General features: G+C 38.0%; 18 protein-coding genes. All 18 read right to left on the bottom strand.

Annotation, left to right across the window (positions count from 1 at the left end):
* Positions 1-6: 6 nt before the first annotated feature.
* Complete coding sequence (gene rpe / locus VXM77_RS04655; protein WP_161830871.1) at positions 7-651, bottom strand: ribulose-phosphate 3-epimerase; 645 nt, start codon at positions 649-651, stop codon at positions 7-9.
* A 20-nt stretch (positions 652-671) separates the two neighbouring features.
* Positions 672-1,559: a ribosome small subunit-dependent GTPase A gene (rsgA, locus tag VXM77_RS04650; RefSeq protein WP_161830870.1), complete on the bottom strand. Its 888-nt coding sequence runs from the start codon at positions 1,557-1,559 to the stop codon at positions 672-674.
* Positions 1,560-1,608: 49 nt separating this feature from the next.
* Positions 1,609-2,928, bottom strand: coding sequence for a Stk1 family PASTA domain-containing Ser/Thr kinase (gene pknB, locus VXM77_RS04645; protein WP_161830869.1), 1,320 nt, complete (start codon positions 2,926-2,928; stop codon positions 1,609-1,611).
* Positions 2,925-3,677: a Stp1/IreP family PP2C-type Ser/Thr phosphatase gene (locus tag VXM77_RS04640; RefSeq protein WP_161830868.1), complete on the bottom strand. Its 753-nt coding sequence runs from the start codon at positions 3,675-3,677 to the stop codon at positions 2,925-2,927. Before VXM77_RS04640 ends, pknB begins: the two co-directional genes overlap by 4 nt.
* Position 3,678: 1 nt before the next feature.
* Positions 3,679-4,719 carry a 23S rRNA (adenine(2503)-C(2))-methyltransferase RlmN gene (rlmN, locus tag VXM77_RS04635; protein WP_161830867.1) on the bottom strand — a complete coding sequence of 347 codons (1,041 nt, stop codon included), beginning with the start codon at positions 4,717-4,719 and terminating at the stop codon, positions 3,679-3,681.
* A gap of 121 nt (positions 4,720-4,840) precedes the next feature.
* Positions 4,841-6,172 (bottom strand): 16S rRNA (cytosine(967)-C(5))-methyltransferase RsmB, encoded by a 1,332-nt coding sequence (gene rsmB, locus VXM77_RS04630; protein WP_161830866.1) that lies wholly within the window; start codon positions 6,170-6,172, stop codon positions 4,841-4,843.
* A gap of 185 nt (positions 6,173-6,357) precedes the next feature.
* On the bottom strand, positions 6,358-7,236 hold the full coding sequence (locus tag VXM77_RS04625) for a YitT family protein (RefSeq protein ID WP_161830865.1): 879 nt from the start codon (positions 7,234-7,236) through the stop codon (positions 6,358-6,360).
* 188 nt (positions 7,237-7,424) lie between these two features.
* Positions 7,425-7,604: a sporulation protein Cse60 gene (locus tag VXM77_RS04620; protein ID WP_161830864.1), complete on the bottom strand. Its 180-nt coding sequence runs from the start codon at positions 7,602-7,604 to the stop codon at positions 7,425-7,427.
* Positions 7,605-7,645: 41 nt separating this feature from the next.
* Entirely contained in the window at positions 7,646-8,518 is an 873-nt protein-coding gene (locus VXM77_RS04615; RefSeq protein WP_161830863.1) for a YitT family protein, read from the bottom strand.
* A gap of 38 nt (positions 8,519-8,556) precedes the next feature.
* Positions 8,557-9,420, bottom strand: coding sequence for a S1-like domain-containing RNA-binding protein (locus VXM77_RS04610; RefSeq protein WP_161830862.1), 864 nt, complete (start codon positions 9,418-9,420; stop codon positions 8,557-8,559).
* 196 nt (positions 9,421-9,616) lie between these two features.
* Positions 9,617-10,501 (bottom strand): TraX family protein, encoded by an 885-nt coding sequence (locus VXM77_RS04605; protein WP_161830861.1) that lies wholly within the window; start codon positions 10,499-10,501, stop codon positions 9,617-9,619.
* A 297-nt stretch (positions 10,502-10,798) separates the two neighbouring features.
* On the bottom strand, positions 10,799-12,037 hold the full coding sequence (locus tag VXM77_RS04600; RefSeq protein WP_161830860.1) for an FprA family A-type flavoprotein: 1,239 nt from the start codon (positions 12,035-12,037) through the stop codon (positions 10,799-10,801).
* Between the two features lie 128 nt (positions 12,038-12,165).
* Positions 12,166-12,546 carry a VOC family protein gene (locus tag VXM77_RS04595; RefSeq protein WP_161830859.1) on the bottom strand — a complete coding sequence of 127 codons (381 nt, stop codon included), beginning with the start codon at positions 12,544-12,546 and terminating at the stop codon, positions 12,166-12,168.
* A 102-nt stretch (positions 12,547-12,648) separates the two neighbouring features.
* A complete protein-coding gene (locus tag VXM77_RS04590) occupies positions 12,649-13,206 on the bottom strand; it encodes a peptidylprolyl isomerase (protein WP_161830858.1) in 558 nt (185 codons plus the stop codon).
* 21 nt (positions 13,207-13,227) lie between these two features.
* A complete protein-coding gene (fmt, locus tag VXM77_RS04585) occupies positions 13,228-14,160 on the bottom strand; it encodes a methionyl-tRNA formyltransferase (protein ID WP_161830857.1) in 933 nt (310 codons plus the stop codon).
* A gap of 266 nt (positions 14,161-14,426) precedes the next feature.
* Positions 14,427-16,796, bottom strand: coding sequence for a primosomal protein N' (priA, locus tag VXM77_RS04580; RefSeq protein WP_161830856.1), 2,370 nt, complete (start codon positions 16,794-16,796; stop codon positions 14,427-14,429).
* A gap of 102 nt (positions 16,797-16,898) precedes the next feature.
* Positions 16,899-17,126 (bottom strand): DNA-directed RNA polymerase subunit omega, encoded by a 228-nt coding sequence (gene rpoZ / locus VXM77_RS04575; RefSeq protein ID WP_161830855.1) that lies wholly within the window; start codon positions 17,124-17,126, stop codon positions 16,899-16,901.
* A 2-nt stretch (positions 17,127-17,128) separates the two neighbouring features.
* Complete coding sequence (gmk, locus tag VXM77_RS04570; RefSeq protein ID WP_161830854.1) at positions 17,129-17,752, bottom strand: guanylate kinase; 624 nt, start codon at positions 17,750-17,752, stop codon at positions 17,129-17,131.
* Positions 17,753-17,869 lie beyond the last annotated feature (117 nt).

Raw genomic sequence — 17,869 nt, 5'->3', positions numbered from 1 at the left:
GGGCCATTAACCTTTAATCTGTTCGATGGCAACGCGTCGATTTGGGGCATTAAATACCGCTGAACCCGCGACAACAACATCGGCCCCAGCTTCCTCACATAAGCGAGCTGTCTGTTCATTTACCCCACCATCAACTTCAATTAAGAAAGATAACTCTAACTTTTTGCGCCATTCATTTAAAATCGCAATTTTATTTAATGCCTCAGGAATAAATGTTTGCCCCCCAAAGCCTGGATTAACAGACATAATTAACACCCAATCCACCTCATGTAAGACGTGTTTAATCATCTCAAGTGGCGTGTGAGGGTTTAAGACGACACCGCATGCCATTCCATTTTGTTTGATTAATTGTAAAGTACGATGTAAATGGCGACATGCCTCCACATGTACCGTAATAATATCCGCCCCAGCTTCTTTGAAATCTTGAATAAATAAATCAGGATTTTCAATCATTAAATGAACGTCAAAAGGTAATGACGTATGAGGACGTAAGCATTTAATTAGACCCGGTCCTAATGTAATATTCGGTACAAAGTGACCATCCATTACGTCAATATGAATATAATCAGCTCCAAGCTGTTCCACACATTGGACTTCCTCCGCTAATTTTGAAAAATCAGCAGCTAAAATTGAAGGTGCAAGTTTTAACATCGGTTCGACTCCTTTATTCCTTAATACTTCGGTTTACGGCTTTTAATTTCTGTCAAGAATTGTAGATAATTTTCGTATCTTGTTGGCAATATCTCTCCTACCTCAACCGCTTCCTTTACCGCGCAACGCGGCTCATTGACGTGTAAGCATCCTCTGAACTTACAATCTTGTGATCGTTGGTAAAATTCAACAAAACACTCCGATAAATCATTAGGTTCTAATTGGTCTAAGTCTAACGAACTAAATCCCGGCGTATCTGCAATTAATCCATCACTTAATTTATGAAGTTCGACATGCCTTGTCGTATGTTTTCCACGTCCTAACGCTTTCGAAATTTCATTCACCTGAATATTTAGTGTTTGATCCATTGAATTTAATAACGATGACTTCCCAACTCCTGATTGACCACAGATGACGACAATCTGATTGCGAATCAGATCCTTAATCCCATCTAACCCAAACTGTTGTTTCGAGGAAGTTTCAATGACTTGATAACCAATTTCTCGATAATACTGAATGATTGGCGCAATTAAAGATTGCTCCTCAGACGTTAACAAGTCCATTTTGGTCAAAACGATAATAGGTTCGATTTGATTCGCTTCAATAACAGCTAAAAAGCGATCCAAGAGTTTAGGACTAAAGTCAGGTTCTTTTACCGAAAAAACGACTAATGCCAAATCAACATTTGCAATGGGTGGACGAACCAACTCATTTTTACGGTTTAAAATCTCCATGACATACCCATTCCCATCGGGCTCTACAGTAAAGTGAACAGAATCACCAACAAGCGGAGTAATTTTCTTTTTTCGAAATAATCCACGACTTCGACATTGAATCAGTTCTTTCGTCTGTAAATCTTCAACGTAATAAAACCCGCTTAATGCCTTTAAAATAATTCCTTTTTTCAAACTATCACCTTCTAAATGATGAAACGATTTCATCATTTTTCTTTGTTGTCTATTCTTTCTTATTTGTTTTCTTCTTTTCCTTTTCAGGCTCTTTTGCCACATAAAGGGTTACATTCGATTTAACCTTCACACGTGTTCCTACGGCTGGTGAAGTTTTAAAAATATCCCCGTCTTCATATTCCTCGTCTTCAATATAAATCACTTTTCCATATTTCAGATTCAGTTTTTTCAATTCTTGTTCTGCTTCTTTTAACGTCTTTTGGGTAACATCTGGGATATAAACCTCTGCAACTTTACTATGCGCTGGATGGTAAATAATAATAAAGTAAAGTAACATTGCACCGGCTAAGAAAATAGAAAATGAAACTAAAATGGCTGAATTTAAGAAACCAAACTTCTTTCCGGTATTGGTTTTTCGTCGCCTTTTAGTTTTTTCTGTTGGCTGCTTCGCCATTTTTTCCGATACCTCCTTTTTAAGGTCCGTCATCACCATCGTTTTTTCAAGATCTTCCTCTTGTAAATCAGTGAGTAGAGGTTCATCAACACGATCCATTTGCAGTGCTGAACGTAAACTGACAAGCAATTCATCTACACTACGATAACGTTCACTCGGTTGTTTTGATGTACAACGGCTAATAATATTATCTAGACTATTTGGCAATTGATCGTTCACTAATTTAATAGATGGCATCTCTGCTTCTAAATGCTGTAACGCGATATTAACGGCTCCCTCTCCTTTAAAAGGAACATCGCCCGTCAGTAACTCATATAAAATGATCCCTAACGCATAAATATCTGAGCGCTCTGTAGCTAAATTACCACGGGCTAATTCTGGTGCTAAATAATGCACTGATCCCATAATGGTATTCGTTTGAGTAATATCGGCCTCGTTACTTGAGAGTGCAATTCCAAAGTCAGTAATTTTTACAACCTGATCCTCTGTAATCATAATATTTTGTGATTTTAAATCACGATGAATAATCTTATTTTGGTGAGCGTATAGGACCCCTTCCGCCAACTGGGTCATGACATGAATCGCAGTTTGTGGATCCAGTGCCCCATGCTCACGCAAATAGTCTTTTAATGTTTTACCATTAACATACTCCATGACAATAAACGGTTGTTGTTTATAATCACCCACGGTATAAACATGAACAATATTCGGATGATCTAAATTAATCACCTGAGCCGATTCGCGTTTAAACCGTTTAATAAACCCCTCATCTTTTGACAATTCATAACGCAACATTTTAATTGCTACGTGTCTTTTTAACGTACGATCGTACGCTAAATAAACATTAGCCATCCCCCCATCGCCAATTAACATTTTAATGTCATAGCGTGAATTAATCGTTGTTCCGATTATCATAAAGCTTCACTCCCTTCAAGACGTTCACATAAGGCAATCGATATATTATCTTTTCCGCCCTTTAAATTCGCCATTTCAATCATTAAATTAACTTTTTCTTCTGTTGATTTATCTTGACTTAAAATCCCAAAAATCTCATCATCATCCACCATTGAGGTCAAGCCATCTGTACAAAGTAAAATGGCGTCTAAATTATAATGTTCAAGAACAAGATAATCAAACTTGACATCCTTATTTACCCCTAAAGCATTCATAATAATATTACGATGCGGATGATTTTTAGCTTCTTGTTCCGATAGTTTTCCTTCATCCACTAATTTGCGGACAAACGTATGATCTTTTGTAATCTGTCTTAGTCGTTGATGTGATAAAAGATACGCTCGACTATCTCCAATATGCGCTAATGCAATAAAGGATTTCGTCATCACTGTTACAATTGCTGTCGTTCCCATCCCATGTGAAAGTTGGTGATCGGCAATATACGTCAAAATTTCTTGATTAATTTGATTTAATAGTTGCTTTAACCATTTCCTTAATTCTTCAGGATCCTCAAACTTTAATTCTTCGTCAAAGTGATTACTAATCGTATTAATGACCATACCACTTGCTACCTCGCCCGCAGCATGGCCCCCCATCCCATCAGCAATCACCATCATCGAACAATGTTGGTTTTTATATCCTTTAACAGCATCTTCATTGTGTGGTCGGACTTTTCCGACATCCGTCTTATAACACACCTGATCAAACATTTTACAAGGCCCCCTCTTTAGCTCTTAATTGGCCACACGCCGCGTCGATATCACTTCCTAATTCACGGCGTACTGTCGCATTAATTCCTCGCTTTTTCAATGTCTTTTCAAATTGTTCAATATGCTCAACTGGTGTCCGGTCAAATCCACGTTCTGGAACATAATTGACCGGAATTAAATTCACATGACAATTCATTCCTCTTAATAAATCGGCTAACTTTTGCGCACACTCCACCGTATCATTTACATTTTTTATTAACCCATACTCAAAGGTAATTCGACGATTGGTTTCATTAACATAAAATTTAGCCGCTTCCATTAACTTTGCCAACGGATACGCACGGTTAATTGGCATGAGCTGAGAACGCATCTCATCCGTTGGGGCATGAAGCGAAATCGCAAATGAAACCTGCGGATGGTGTTTAGCAAAATCATAAATTTTAGGAACGATCCCGCTTGTCGAAACGGTAATATGACGCGCCCCAATATTTAATCCTTGCTCCGCGTTTATAATTTCAATAAATCGCGTCAAGTTCTCATAATTTTCAAATGGTTCACCAATTCCCATCACGACGATATGGCTAACACGTCCCTCTGATTGGTCGAGGTACTGTTGAACACGTAAAACTTGGGCAACAATCTCACCAGCTTCTAAATTTCTTTTTAAACCGCTTAACGTTGATGCACAAAACTTACATCCAATGCGACACCCTACTTGCGTAGTCACACACACTGAATAGCCGTAATGATGGCGCATTAAGACCGTCTCAATCAAGTTTCCATCCGACAACTCAAAAAGAAACTTTGTTGTTCCGTCACTTGCTACCTGCTTTTTACGTTCTGAAAGAGTTGTAAAATCAAATGTCTTACTTAGTAACTCTCTTAAGTCCTTCGGTAAGTTATTCATTTCATCAATGGACTGTACTCTTTTTTTATAGAGCCAATCAAAAATTTGCTTGGCACGAAATTTAGGTTGCTTTTGATTGACTAACCACGTTTGCCAATCCTCAATATCTAAACTAAAAATGGACTTAAACTCCATCCAATCACCACCATTTCTACTAAATTCATCATCTATTGTTCACCCTTAAATTAAATGGAACATCCCTTATTTCTTATTATTCACCAAAAAATATCATTTAATCGATGATTCTTCTATCCCCTTACGCCTTTCTTTTTAAACAGGCGATAAAAAATCCATCGGTTTGATAATCGCCAGGAAACAGTTGAACCATTCCATTTTTTGTTTGAGCGGCTAATACTTCAGGTAATCGAGAAACTAAGGTTTGATCGAGTTCAAACTCCGGATGTTTATTTAAAAACCATTCAACACGTTTATCATTTTCCTTACGATTAACCGTACACGTACTATAAACCAGCGTTCCCTGCACCTTTACTAAAGGAGCGACCGCTTCTAAAATATTTTCTTGGATTTTAACAATCTCATCTAAATCTGAGGGTTTCTTCGTTAATTTAATTTCTGGATGTCTTCTTAAAATTCCAAGTCCTGAACATGGGGCGTCAACCAGAATGGCATCAAAACTCTCTTTGTCGTAACATTCATTCAACTTTGTTGCATCTTGAAGCGATGTCACAACATTCGTCAATCCTAAGCGTTTGACGTTCTCTTCAATCAATTTAAGTTTGTGCTCATATATATCATGGGCATAGACCTTACCAGTTTGCCGCATCATTTCAGCAATATGTGTTGTCTTCCCACCAGGGGCCGAACAAGTATCTAATACTCTCGCATGGTGTTTAGGTTTTAACGCGCGAGCGACGAGCATCGATGCTTCATCTTGTACATAAAACCATCCTTGCTTAAAGGTTTGAGTCTTAAGCGGATTCCCTTTTAAAACGATGAGAGCGTCCTCACTTAAATATCCCTCTTTGCATTCCACGCCTTCAGCTTGTAACCTTTGCTTCAACTCCTCGCGTGTTCCACGAACAGCATTGACACGAATCGCCATTTTCACCCGCTCATTATTAGCGCGGGCCATCTGTTGTGTTTTTTCTTGACCGAATTGTTTACTCCAAAGTTTAATGAGCCAAAGGGGATGTGACGTTTCAATGGCTAGTCTCTGTGTTTCGTCCCCTATCGTATCAAGGCTCGCCAAAGGAGAGCGCGTCATTTCACGTAAGATTGCGTTCACTAATTTTCCATGAAACTGTCCACCACGTTTCTTCGCAATAGCTACCGCCTCAGAAACCGCCGCATGCTCTGGGACTCCGTCTAAAAATAACATTTGATAAAGCGTCATTTGAATTAAAATACGCACCCATGCTTTCACTTTCCCTTTAAAAAAAGGAGCTGCATAAAAATTCAATAACTGTTCATTTTGCAATGTCCCATAAACTAATTCTGCCATAAAATTTTTATCTTGCACCGTTAAGTCATTTTTTTCAATTTTATCATTTAGGGCATGATTACTATAGGCCTGGTTAACTAAAATATCCGTTAACGTCTGTAAGGCTAGCTCACGAGCATTTGCCATAATACCACTCCGTTCTCCTGCATTCTTGATGTTTATAGAATGATGTCATTTTATATTATAGCATAATCTACCTACTTTCATCTGTCATTTCACACAATTCTTGCCTAAATTCCCCGCGATTTTAACAATTGATTAATAAAAAAAAGAGGATTCATCCTTTACACATCGATGAACCCTCTTCACTTTTATGCCTTATCAACAATCTTACGATCGAAATTCCCCTGAATTTGCGTGCTTTGTAAAACATTCGTAAACGCGCGTGGATCAACTTCAGATAACAACCTTAAAGCAATATATAATTCATAACTTGAAACGACCATCATTAATAAACTACGATTTTGATGGGTATAAGCTCCCTCTGCATTAATAATCGTAATCCCACGTCCTAGACGATTTTGCAAGGTTGTAATCACCTCGTCTTGTTTATTGGTCACGATGAAGACAGTATAACTTTGATGAGGGGTATGAATACGGTCAACAATTTGCATTTGCACAAACATTAATAAAATCGTGTAAAGAGCAATCTCCCATCCGTCAAGAAATCCTGCAATGGTAATAATCACGCAATTTACGGAAAATGAATACTGACCAAAAGAACCATGTGTTCTCATCGATAAAATTTGAGAAACAATATCAAGCCCTCCTGTCGATCCTCCGTATTTTAAAATGGTTCCACTACCAACCGCATAAATCATCCCCCCGACAACAATATTTAATAAAATATCATCAGAAAAAGAAATCTCAGGAATCACATTTAAACTGATTGTCATGAGAGTAACGGTATAAAGCGTATGATAGGTGAATCTTTTACCTATAAACTTATATGAAATAAGTAATAATGGAATGTTAATCGACCAAATCAATAGCCCTAAATTAATTTTAATTCCCCAGGTACTATACAGTAATCGGCTAATAATCTGTGAAATCCCCGTTACACCACCTACGTATAATCCCGATGGGTTAATAAACCAGTTAATTCCGATTGCAAACAGGATAATCCCCACTGTAATCATCCCTAAACTTCTACATTCTCTTTTAAAACGTTCTTCCTGTGCAAAGCTCATCCTTAAACTCCTCCACTTCCGCTCCTTTTGGATAGTCGTTTTTGTATGGATTTCAATCTAATTCTTGAGAAATTATAACATGTTTTAGGCAGATTAGAAACGGGGAAAAGCAAATATTTTACTATAATTTTTACTTTTATTTTTAGCCCATCATTTAATAAAAAAAGGCGTCCAAAAGGACACCTCATTTAACGATAAATAACCATCGCCGAATAACTATAAACTTGCGATTCCTCATCTTTAAAATGAGAAATCGCATATTTAATATCAATAAAAGACTCTTCAGGTAATGTCATTAAAAATCCATTCACCTTTTCCTCTAAATCTAATTCGTGCTCTTCATCAAAACATTTAACCGAAATAGCCATTAAGCTCCCCCTCCAAACTGAATAAGCTGACGATCCGTTAATTATTTAATTTCCTTCTTCACAAAATGCCCTTGAATCATCTCACTACGAACCACATTGGTAAAGGCTTGCTCATCGACCATTTTGATTAACTCCAATGCTTCATATAATTCATAGCTTGATAAAACCATCATTAAAACACTTTTATCATTTTTCGTATACGCACCTCGGCCTTCAAGAACAGTAATTCCCCGGTAAAGATGCTGATGAATCGTTTGAATCATCTCGTCCTCTTTCGTTGTGACAATGTACAACGTTAAATTTTGATGCACCGTATGAATACGGTCTACCACAACAGAAGTAATATAAATAGAAATAATCGTGTATAAGGCTGTTTCCCATCCCTGGATTAATCCAGCTAATAAAATAATAACCGCATTAATCATAAATGAATACTTTCCAAAAGAACCGTCACACTTCATTGAAATATATTGAGACACAATATCAACGCCACCCGTTGAAGCCCCAATTTTTAAAATCAAGCCAATTCCAACCCCGATTAAAACTCCACCGAATACAGCATTCAATAAAATATCATCGGAAAAACGTCCCATCGGTATAACCTCTAAAATAACGGACTGAAGGAAGACAGCTACAATACTTAAAAAAGCAAACCGTTTCCCAATTGAATGCCACGCTAAATAAAGTAACGGAATATTTATAATAAAAATAAGCATCCCGAGACTCAAACTCACACCAACTGTTGAAGAAACGAAAGCAATAATTAATTGGGCGATCCCAGTTACCCCACCTGTATATAAATTAGCAGGTGTAATAAACATATTCATCGCCAATCCATAAAGAAAGATTCCTAAAAACATCATAACGACATTTTTAGCTTTGATGGCAACCGTTTCATTTTTTAATAGATTCATCCTTTAAATCCCTCCTAACCTTTTAACAGTCACTCAACTTAAATGTCCTCATTTTCTTCTTTTAGATATGTCCATCCATCCTCTTGATACACTTTACCTTCTTTCATTAAATGCCCAAGTGCTCGTTTAAACGATGCCTTACTCATTTTAAAAACGCGTCGGATATCATCTGGTTCCGATTTATCACAAAACGGCATGGCACCTCGGCGTCCCATTAAATAATCAAAAATAACCTCGGCATCTTCGCCAATAGCGAATTCTTTTTGTGGAATGAGTGACATATTAAATTCGCCATTTTCCTTGACACGAACAACGCGCCCTTCCACTACTTCTCCAAGGCGTGGCTCTTCACGACGCTCACTTTCATGAATGAACCCCATATATCCTTCCTCAGTAATGACATTCGTTCCAATTTTCCCTGTACGAATAACACGTGCCTTCACTTTTTTTCCATGCAATGATTGAGGGGCTTCTTCCTTAACTCCTCCAAATTCTTGCGGACGTGCTAAAATAGCAAACAGATAATTCGATTGAGATTCTTTTAAATAGCAATACACATAATCTCCGATCTGTGGCCATAACGATTCAAAAATAGGTAAATCAGACGGCGCAATTAAAATATTTTTATTAATTCCGATATCGACAAATACCCCTAAATCTTTGCGAACATCTACCACTTCAGCCCAACCGAATTCTTCTGTCGTAATTGTTGGTTCGTGCATGGTTGCTGTCAAACGCTTTTTCGCATCATAGTAAAGAAAAACCTCCACATTTTCCCCAACCTCAAGTGGGCGTGTCACCTCTGCTTGATGTAAGAAATATTCCTCACCATCTAAAACTAATGTATAACCAAGGGGCGTCTGACGCTCCACTTTCATTTCATGAAATTTTCCTGCTAACATCTAATCACTTACTTTCCTTTTAAAGTCAATATATTATAACATGCACCAATTTTTGTGAAAAGTGGGTTTTTACTTTTCTTCCTAATTATTCGGCGTTTTCATGGATCCTCTAAAAGATAGTATCACCGATTCCAGTTAAAACCATGCCCGTTATTAATAGAAAACAAAAAAATGACGCGTATGACTCACCTGTTGACTAACCTAGCGCCTTGAAAAGGTAGACAACACCACTTAAAAAAAGCAAATGAACGGGGTAAAACCAATAGAAAAAATATCGATGAAATCGAGGGGACCCCTTCTCTCCCGTATACAACGAAATGGGCCATAACGCCAGCAAAGAAAAAAGCTGAGCAATGTACTGCAAGTATAGACTCGCCTGCAAGACCAACACCCATCCGCTTGTTAAGGTTAAACCGTAATAAACCTCGATAAAACTAGCATCAAAAGGAAAAGAAAATAAGTGCGGTCCATAAAGTAAAACATTCAAAAAAATAATCATCCCATTCATTTTTTTACGGTCATAAAAGAAAAGGTACATTAAAAAAATCATAAAGACGCCATATGAATCATAATCAGCCCTTAAATAAAATGCCACCAACCCAAAGCATAAGACAAGTCCCCCTCCTAAAAGTTGCGATTTTTGACACTTCGTTAATCGATCGTATCCCCAAATGGTCATCAAACCAAGACAAAGCGTAAAAAACACATTTTGATGACCCCAATTCAATAACGAAGAAGAGGTTGCTAAATCAAAAAAGGGTTCCGAAATAAAAGCGAAAACGCCAAGTCTTAAGACATATTTTTTTCGGCTATGCGTGTGGTAAAAACCATTTACAATTAAAAATGCAAAAATAGGAAATGACAATCGGCCGATTAATCGCATCCCTGTCATGATTCCCTCCAATAAAACAATGACCCCCGGTTGCGTCGTACACGACTGAAGATAGGGAACGATAATCGCACCCACATGATCAATAAACATGGTGATGATAGCGATCATCTTTAGCTCAAAGACCGTTAATCCCCTGTTCAATGATGAACTGTCCTCCAAAGACGTGTCTGATTGTTTTAAACTGTCCATTTAGGCCCACCCTTTCTATTTTTTTCTTAAATTATACCACAGCCTTTCTAACATCTATACCTAAATATCCCTGTCTTTCCCCTTCCTAGCAAACTTAGGCTATCTTATAAAACATAAATGCACGATTAAGGCCTCCCGCTAAAGGTTATTTTTTATATAACATTTTTGCTCGGCATCGGATGATGGGAGCCAACCTACTAAATGAGGAAGACGTATTTGCCACCGCGTTTTCTTTCAATGCCTTCATCTTTATCTGAACCAAAAAAGGGAATTCGCCTCTGCGAACTCCCTTTTTGATTAATCTAAATCACACACTAAACGTCCCTCAAGCAGGCTACGTCCAATTGATTTTCCAAGTGCAACTGCATCTACTAATTTTTCCTCATCCGGTTTAAAACATAATTTCACCGGTTCAAGCATCTTTAACTTTAATTGGGTTAGACGCGTGTGAACATTGTCGACAGCTTCTCCACTCCAACCATACGATCCAAAGGCAGCACCAAATTTTCCACCGTGAGTCACAGGATTCATTCCTGTTAAAACATCCCAAACAATAGGTACAGCATCTTTATTAACCGTTGTCGCCCCAATCGCAATCGCATCTGCTGCGTAAAGGTCATTAAATAATTGATCCTTAACTTCTGGGAAAGATTTTATATCTAAGTCATATAGGCGAACCGAAACCTGAGGATTAACCATTAAAATTCCCTCTTTAACCGCTTGTGCCATCGCCTTCGTATAACCATAGGCCGACGTAAATGGAATAACTGCTAACTTATCTGTAGAATAATCTTCTGTTGACCATTTTTTATAGATTCCTATAATTTCTTCAATACGCGTATCAAGAACAGGTCCATGTCCTGGACAAATCATTTTAATACTTAAACGCGATAAAGATGCAATCGCTTTCAGAACATATGTTTTAAACGGTGCAAAAATCGGATTATAGTAATTTAATAAAGCATCCATATAATCTTCATTTTTTGTTTCTGGAAGCTTTGACATCAATACATCATCAAAGGCATAATGGCTTCCAAACGAATCGCATGTAAATAAGATTTCATCCTCTACAAGATAACTGTAAATAGTATCTGGCCAATGTAAGTTTGGCGCGGAAATAAATTGAAGTGTACGCCCCCCTAAATCTAACGTATCATTCATTTTTACAGCCTGAGATTTAAAATCTATATTGACAATATTGCGTAAGTAACGAATCGCTACAGCTGAGGCAATGACTGTAATATTCGGATTAAGCTTAATTAGCTTTTCAATTGATCCGGCATGATCAGGTTCCGTGTGATGAACAATAATATAATCAATGTCCTCAATCGATACTAATTTTTCAATTTTTTGAAGGTAATCCTCAAAATAAGGCGCTTTCACCGTATCAAATAAAGCAACCTTCTCTTCACCTCTAACAAAGTATGAATTATAAGACGTTCCATACTTTGTTTCCATTACAACGTCAAATACTTCAAGCTCATGGTCTTGTACTCCTAACCAGTAAACATTTTCAGTTAGCTTCAAACTCTCCATTTAACTGACATCTCCTTTATAAAACCTGTCATCATTGATATAGACTTTTACGTTTCTAATTTTAACATACTATCCTTTTGTTGCCTACTTATATACCCCTTTTATTTTAAACGTTATTATCTTTTAACTTAGCTTTCATACAACTCAAGCGGTAATCCATCAGGATCATTGAAAAACACGTATCGCTTTTGTGTGTACTCGTCAACTCTAATCTCTTGTGTTTGAACCCCTGACTCATTCAAATAAGAGACAACCTGTTCAATATCTTCTACACGAAAGCACAGATGTCTTAACCCACAAGCCTCTGGATAAGAGGGACGCTCGGGGCTATTTGGAAACGAAAACAACTCTATTTCACTCGTTCCTACCTTTAAGTCTAATTTATACGATTGACGTTCCGCCCTGTAATTTTCCCGAATGACCTCCATTCCTAAAATATTGACATAAAAATGCTTAGAACGCTCATAATCTGAGGCAATAATTGCAACATGATGAATCTGATTAAACATCGTTAACCCCCTCCTTTTTCTCCCCTATTGTACTAGGAATACGCGACAAAATCAAATCACAAAAAAGGAGTTAAGCCGACAACTTAACTCCACTTGTAATCTTTATAATTTGTTTGGTTCTTCGTAGTCAATTCCCTTTGTGTCAACCGTTACTGTTTTCATCATTTGACCAATCACCGGTTGGTCTAAATGGTTACATTCCACACTTGCAATTTGATCAACCACATCAATTCCTTCAATGACTTTTCCAAAAGCGGCATAGCTTCCATCTAAATGTGGTGAATCTTTATGCATGATAAAGAATTGTGATCCGGCAGAGTTAGGTACATTCGTACGAGCCATTGAAATCACTCCGCGCTCATGTTTCACAGGGTTATTAAATCCATTTGAATTAAATTCCCCATAAATACTATATCCAGGTCCACCAATTCCTAATCCTTGAGGATCTCCTCCTTGAATCATAAATCCTCGAATCACGCGATGAAAAATAACCCCATTATAAAATCCTTTATTCGCTAATAAGATAAAGTTACGTACGGATTGCGGCGCAACCTCTGGGTATAATTCGATTTTAATTTGACTTCCATTTTCCATTTCAATTGTTGCAATTGGATTTGTATCCTTTGAATATTCTGTTTGTCCATTGTATTGTTTTGCCATAACAAAAGCCTCCTCTAGCACTTAATTAAATTGTTTCCCAACTTCAAATGGATGTGAACCATTTAATAAGCTTGCAACATCCATTCGCTTTTTACCTGATAATTGTAAATCCGTTAACTTTAATCCGTGTTGATCCCCACAAGCAACAACAACTCCATCTTTTGCAACTTTCACAATGGTTCCCGGAGCTGCATCATATGTTACTTCCTCAGGTTCAGCCCACCATACCTTAACAGTTAAATCGTCTAACTGCGTAAAAGCAACAGGCCATGGATGTAAACCACGCACTTGATTATATAATACACGTGCCGGTTTTGACCAATCCATTCGCTCATTTTCTCGCTTAATATTAAAAGCGAACGTTGCCTCCTCATGATTTTGCGGCGTTGCCACTAAACGTCCCGCTAATAACTCTGGTAAGGTCTGTGATAAAAGTTTAGCACCAGCCTCACTTAACTTTTCAAACATCGATCCCGTATGGTCCTTTTCTCCAATCGGAACAACAACCTTACTAATCATGTCTCCTGTATCCATCTTTACATCCATATACATGATGGTAACACCCGTCTCTGCTTCACCGTCAATAATGGCTTGATGAATAGGCGCCCCTCCACGATATTTCGGTAATAACGAGGCATGAACATTAATACATCCAAACTTCGGAGCATCTAATAAAACCTTAGGAATAATTTGTCCAAAAGCAGCCGTAATAATTAAATCTGGATTCCAATCAAGAACTGTCTGATAATCCTCTCTAATTTTTTCCGGTTGAAAAACAGGAATGCCATGCTCCAGTGCCTTTTGCTTCACCGGCGTTGGCGTCAAGAGGCGCTTTCTTCCCACTGGGCGATCAGGTTGTGTCACAACCCCGACAACCTCATATCCATCCTTAATAATTGTTTCTAAAACAGGAACCGAAAAATCTGGTGTTCCCATAAATACAACACGTGTCATGCCAGTCCTCCTCTTTAGATACTAAATTGACTCCCCATCTCGGGTAACCATCTGTCCTTACCGCAGAAACATTTTGATTATTAGCTAAAACCAACCCTTTACTTCCAATTAAAAAGCGACAAACCTAATTGACTAAAAAGCTCATCCACTTTTTAAACGAAGACAAAGGCCTTTGATAAAACCTCATAAAATGTTTTACAATCGACATCGACTCTAATTATTATTAGCACATCTATCGACATTTTACTACTACCATCCTCATTTTTTTAACTAAATTGATAAGGAAAGAAGTCAAGTGATAAATTAACCGTTCCTTCTTGGAAGTAAGTCAATAACTGTACTAAAACGCCCCTTAATCTAGGCTCCTGCTTATATTTTATCATAAAATACATTCTAAATCGCTGATTAATACGACCCACATAAGGCATCGTTGGGCCAATGATCACACAACTATGTCCCAGTTGATTCCTTAAATATTGATTCACCTGATCACAGGCCTTAATTAACTCATTGTAATCTTCACTATTTAACATAACACTTGCCAAGTAGTAATACGGAGGATAACCAAAACGACGACGCATTTTCATCTCCTCGACATAAAAGGCTTGGTAATTTTGTTGGACCACACATTGCATCACATAGTGATCAGGACTATACGTTTGAATCAAAACCTCACCCTCAAGTTCATGCCTTCCGGCCCGACCTGCAACTTGGGTTAATAGCTGAAACGTCCGCTCTGCCGCTCGAAAATCTGCTAAATGCAGCATTAAATCCGCAGCCAATACGCCAACTAATGTCACATCCTTAAAATCTAATCCCTTCCCGACCATCTGTGTTCCAATTAAAATATCTGCTTCCTTTCGTTCAAAGGCCTCTATTAACTCCTGATGGGATCCCTTCTTTGACGTGGTATCCACATCCATTCGCATCATCTTAGCCGTAGGAAACTCTTCTTGTAAATACTCTTCCACCTTCTGCGTTCCTAACCCAAAAAAGCGCAATTCATCACTCTGGCAAGCGGGACAATGTTTAAGTAAAAACGTTTCAAATCCGCAATAATGGCACTTGAGTTTCTGATTTGATTTATGATAAGTTAATGAAACATCACAATTTGGACAATTGACTACCTCGCCACACTCACGGCATTGCAAAAAGCTTGAATAGCCTCGGCGATTCAAAAGAAGCACGACCTGCTCCTTCCTTTCTAAACGGGTCGCAATCGCTTGACGCAACGCTTCACTTAAAATTAACTGATCCCCTTTTGCACTTTGTCTCATATCTACAAGCTTTACGGTAGGTAAAGTTGCTAAAGAAACCGCACGTTGCGAAAGGGTCAGCAAACGATAGACCCCCTTTTGTGCACGAGCAAAAGACTCTAGGGACGGGGTAGCACTCCCAAGAACAACAGGACAGCGATGAACCGTTGCCCGCCACTTAGCCACCTCGATGGCATGATAGCGCGGAGCCTCTTCCTGCTTATACGTTGCCTCATGTTCCTCATCAATAATAATCACACCAATATCTTTAAACGGAGCAAAGATCGCCGAACGCGCACCAACAACAATCTGAACCTCCTGCTTTAACACTTTACGCCACTCATCATATTTTTCCCCCATCGATAAAGCACTGTGTAAAACAGCGACCCGATTTTGAAATCGGCTCTTAAAACGGCCCGCAATTTGAGGCGTAAGTGCAATTTCTGGAACAAGCATAATCGCCTGTTGTCCCCGATTAATCACAGATTCAATTACCTGTAAATAAACCTCAGTCTTTCCGCTTCCCGTAATTCCGTGAAGCAAAAACACATCATGCGACTTGGATTCAACAGCCGATAAAACACTTTTAACAGCCACTGCTTGTTCTTGATTTAAAGGCAACGCTTGGGATTGAGGATAAACATGATCCGCATACGGATCGCGATAGGCCTCTACCTCAATTTCTTTCACCACTCCCTTATCAATCAACGTTTTTAACACCGCATGGGTGACTTGCAATTCAGACATCAAACGCGACTTTAAAACAGGCTGGTCGTGTTCACTTAAATAAGACACGACCAACTTCTGCTTATTCGCGCGATTAAACATTGAAAAATCTACTATCGGCTGTGTTAGTGCCACATATTTAACCATCTTTTTGCCTAACTTATCTTTAACCTCATAAATAAGTTCTACTTCATTTTGTTCAAGTGCCTTTTTCACCTCTTTCAAAAGCCCCTTAGGAACCTGATCATAATCAACTAAATCCGTATGAGAAAATAATGATTGTATCGAGGGGTGAGTCGGTTGACTTAAACACAGCAATTTCTTTTTATATTTAGCACGCATTGCATTAGGAATCATCGCCTCAAAACATTGAATCATCGTACTGCCCGTTTCAACACTTAAACTCATTCCTAGTTCTTTTAACTCCTCATTTAAAACAGGAACCACATCAATTAACTCTTGAATAGGTCGAAGTTTCTTTAATTCGGTTCCCTCTTTTAAGGAAATAACAAAGCCCATAACTGTTCGTGGACCAAAAGGAACAAGCACCCTAACACCTGATTGAATGACATCCCTTAACTCTTCGGGTACTAAATAGTCAAACACCTTATTGACAGCCTTATTTTTGATATCGACAACAACCTCCGCAATCATTTACAGCACCTCCGACCACTCTTCCTCTTATTATAGAATATCTCATCCTTTATAATCATTTCAAAAATAAAAACCTTAGCGTTGGCTAAGGTTTTTTTCAGCTTATTGTTCTTTTAATTCAAAATCAACAACATCATTTAAGATTTCTTCTAATGCTACCCCTACCGGTTTAGCACATTTCGCTGTCGGTAAACCATCAACATAATCTAATTGAGATTGTCCATCGTTTACAATTTGACGTGCACGTTTAGCCGCGATATAAGCAATTTTATATTTTGAATCGACTTTATCTAATAATTTATCAATTGATGGGTAACGCATTCCTGTCATTCTTATTCAACCTCCACGATGTTTTTATTGTAATACTCTAATACACGATTTGAACGTGAGTGTTCAGCCTCAATAATGACCATAATACGATCACGCGCATTTTCAACCGTATCATTAATGACGATATAATCGTATTCATGAGCAAGTCCGATTTCAGACTCCGCTTTTTGCATACGTTTATTAATAACTTCCATCGCCTCTGTTCCACGCGTCATAATACGATTGCGAAGTTCTTCCATACTTGGAGGCGCGATAAAAATAAAACATGCATCCGGCATCACATTTTTTACTTGTAACGCCCCTTGAACTTCAATTTCAAGGACAACATCTTTTCCTTCATCCAACTTTTTCTTCACGTAATCTAATGGAGTTCCGTAATAGTTTCCAACAAATTCAGCCCACTCCAATAATTGACCTTGATCAATTCTATCTAAAAATTCTTCTTTTTCAACAAAGAAATAATCCACGCCATCCACTTCTCCAACGCGTGGCTTTCTTGTTGTCATTGAAATCGAATACTCTAAATTATGGTTTTCTTGTTTGAATATTGATGCGCGCACAGTTCCTTTTCCTACACCACTAGGACCTGATATGACTATTAGTACGCCTTTTTCTACTAATCTCATGCATTCACTTCTCCTTAAACTTTCATTCCACTATAATAGCATGAATTTAAATAAAATTAAATAGTTCCATCTCGAATTTCTAACGAATTATTATCTCATTCATTGTAGACATTTTTT

It is taken from the genome of Turicibacter sp. KK003 (assembly GCF_037014675.1).
In the GTDB taxonomy this organism is placed as follows: domain Bacteria; phylum Bacillota_I; class Bacilli_A; order MOL361; family Turicibacteraceae; genus Turicibacter; species Turicibacter faecis.
This window is presented reverse-complemented; position numbering and strand designations above follow the sequence as displayed.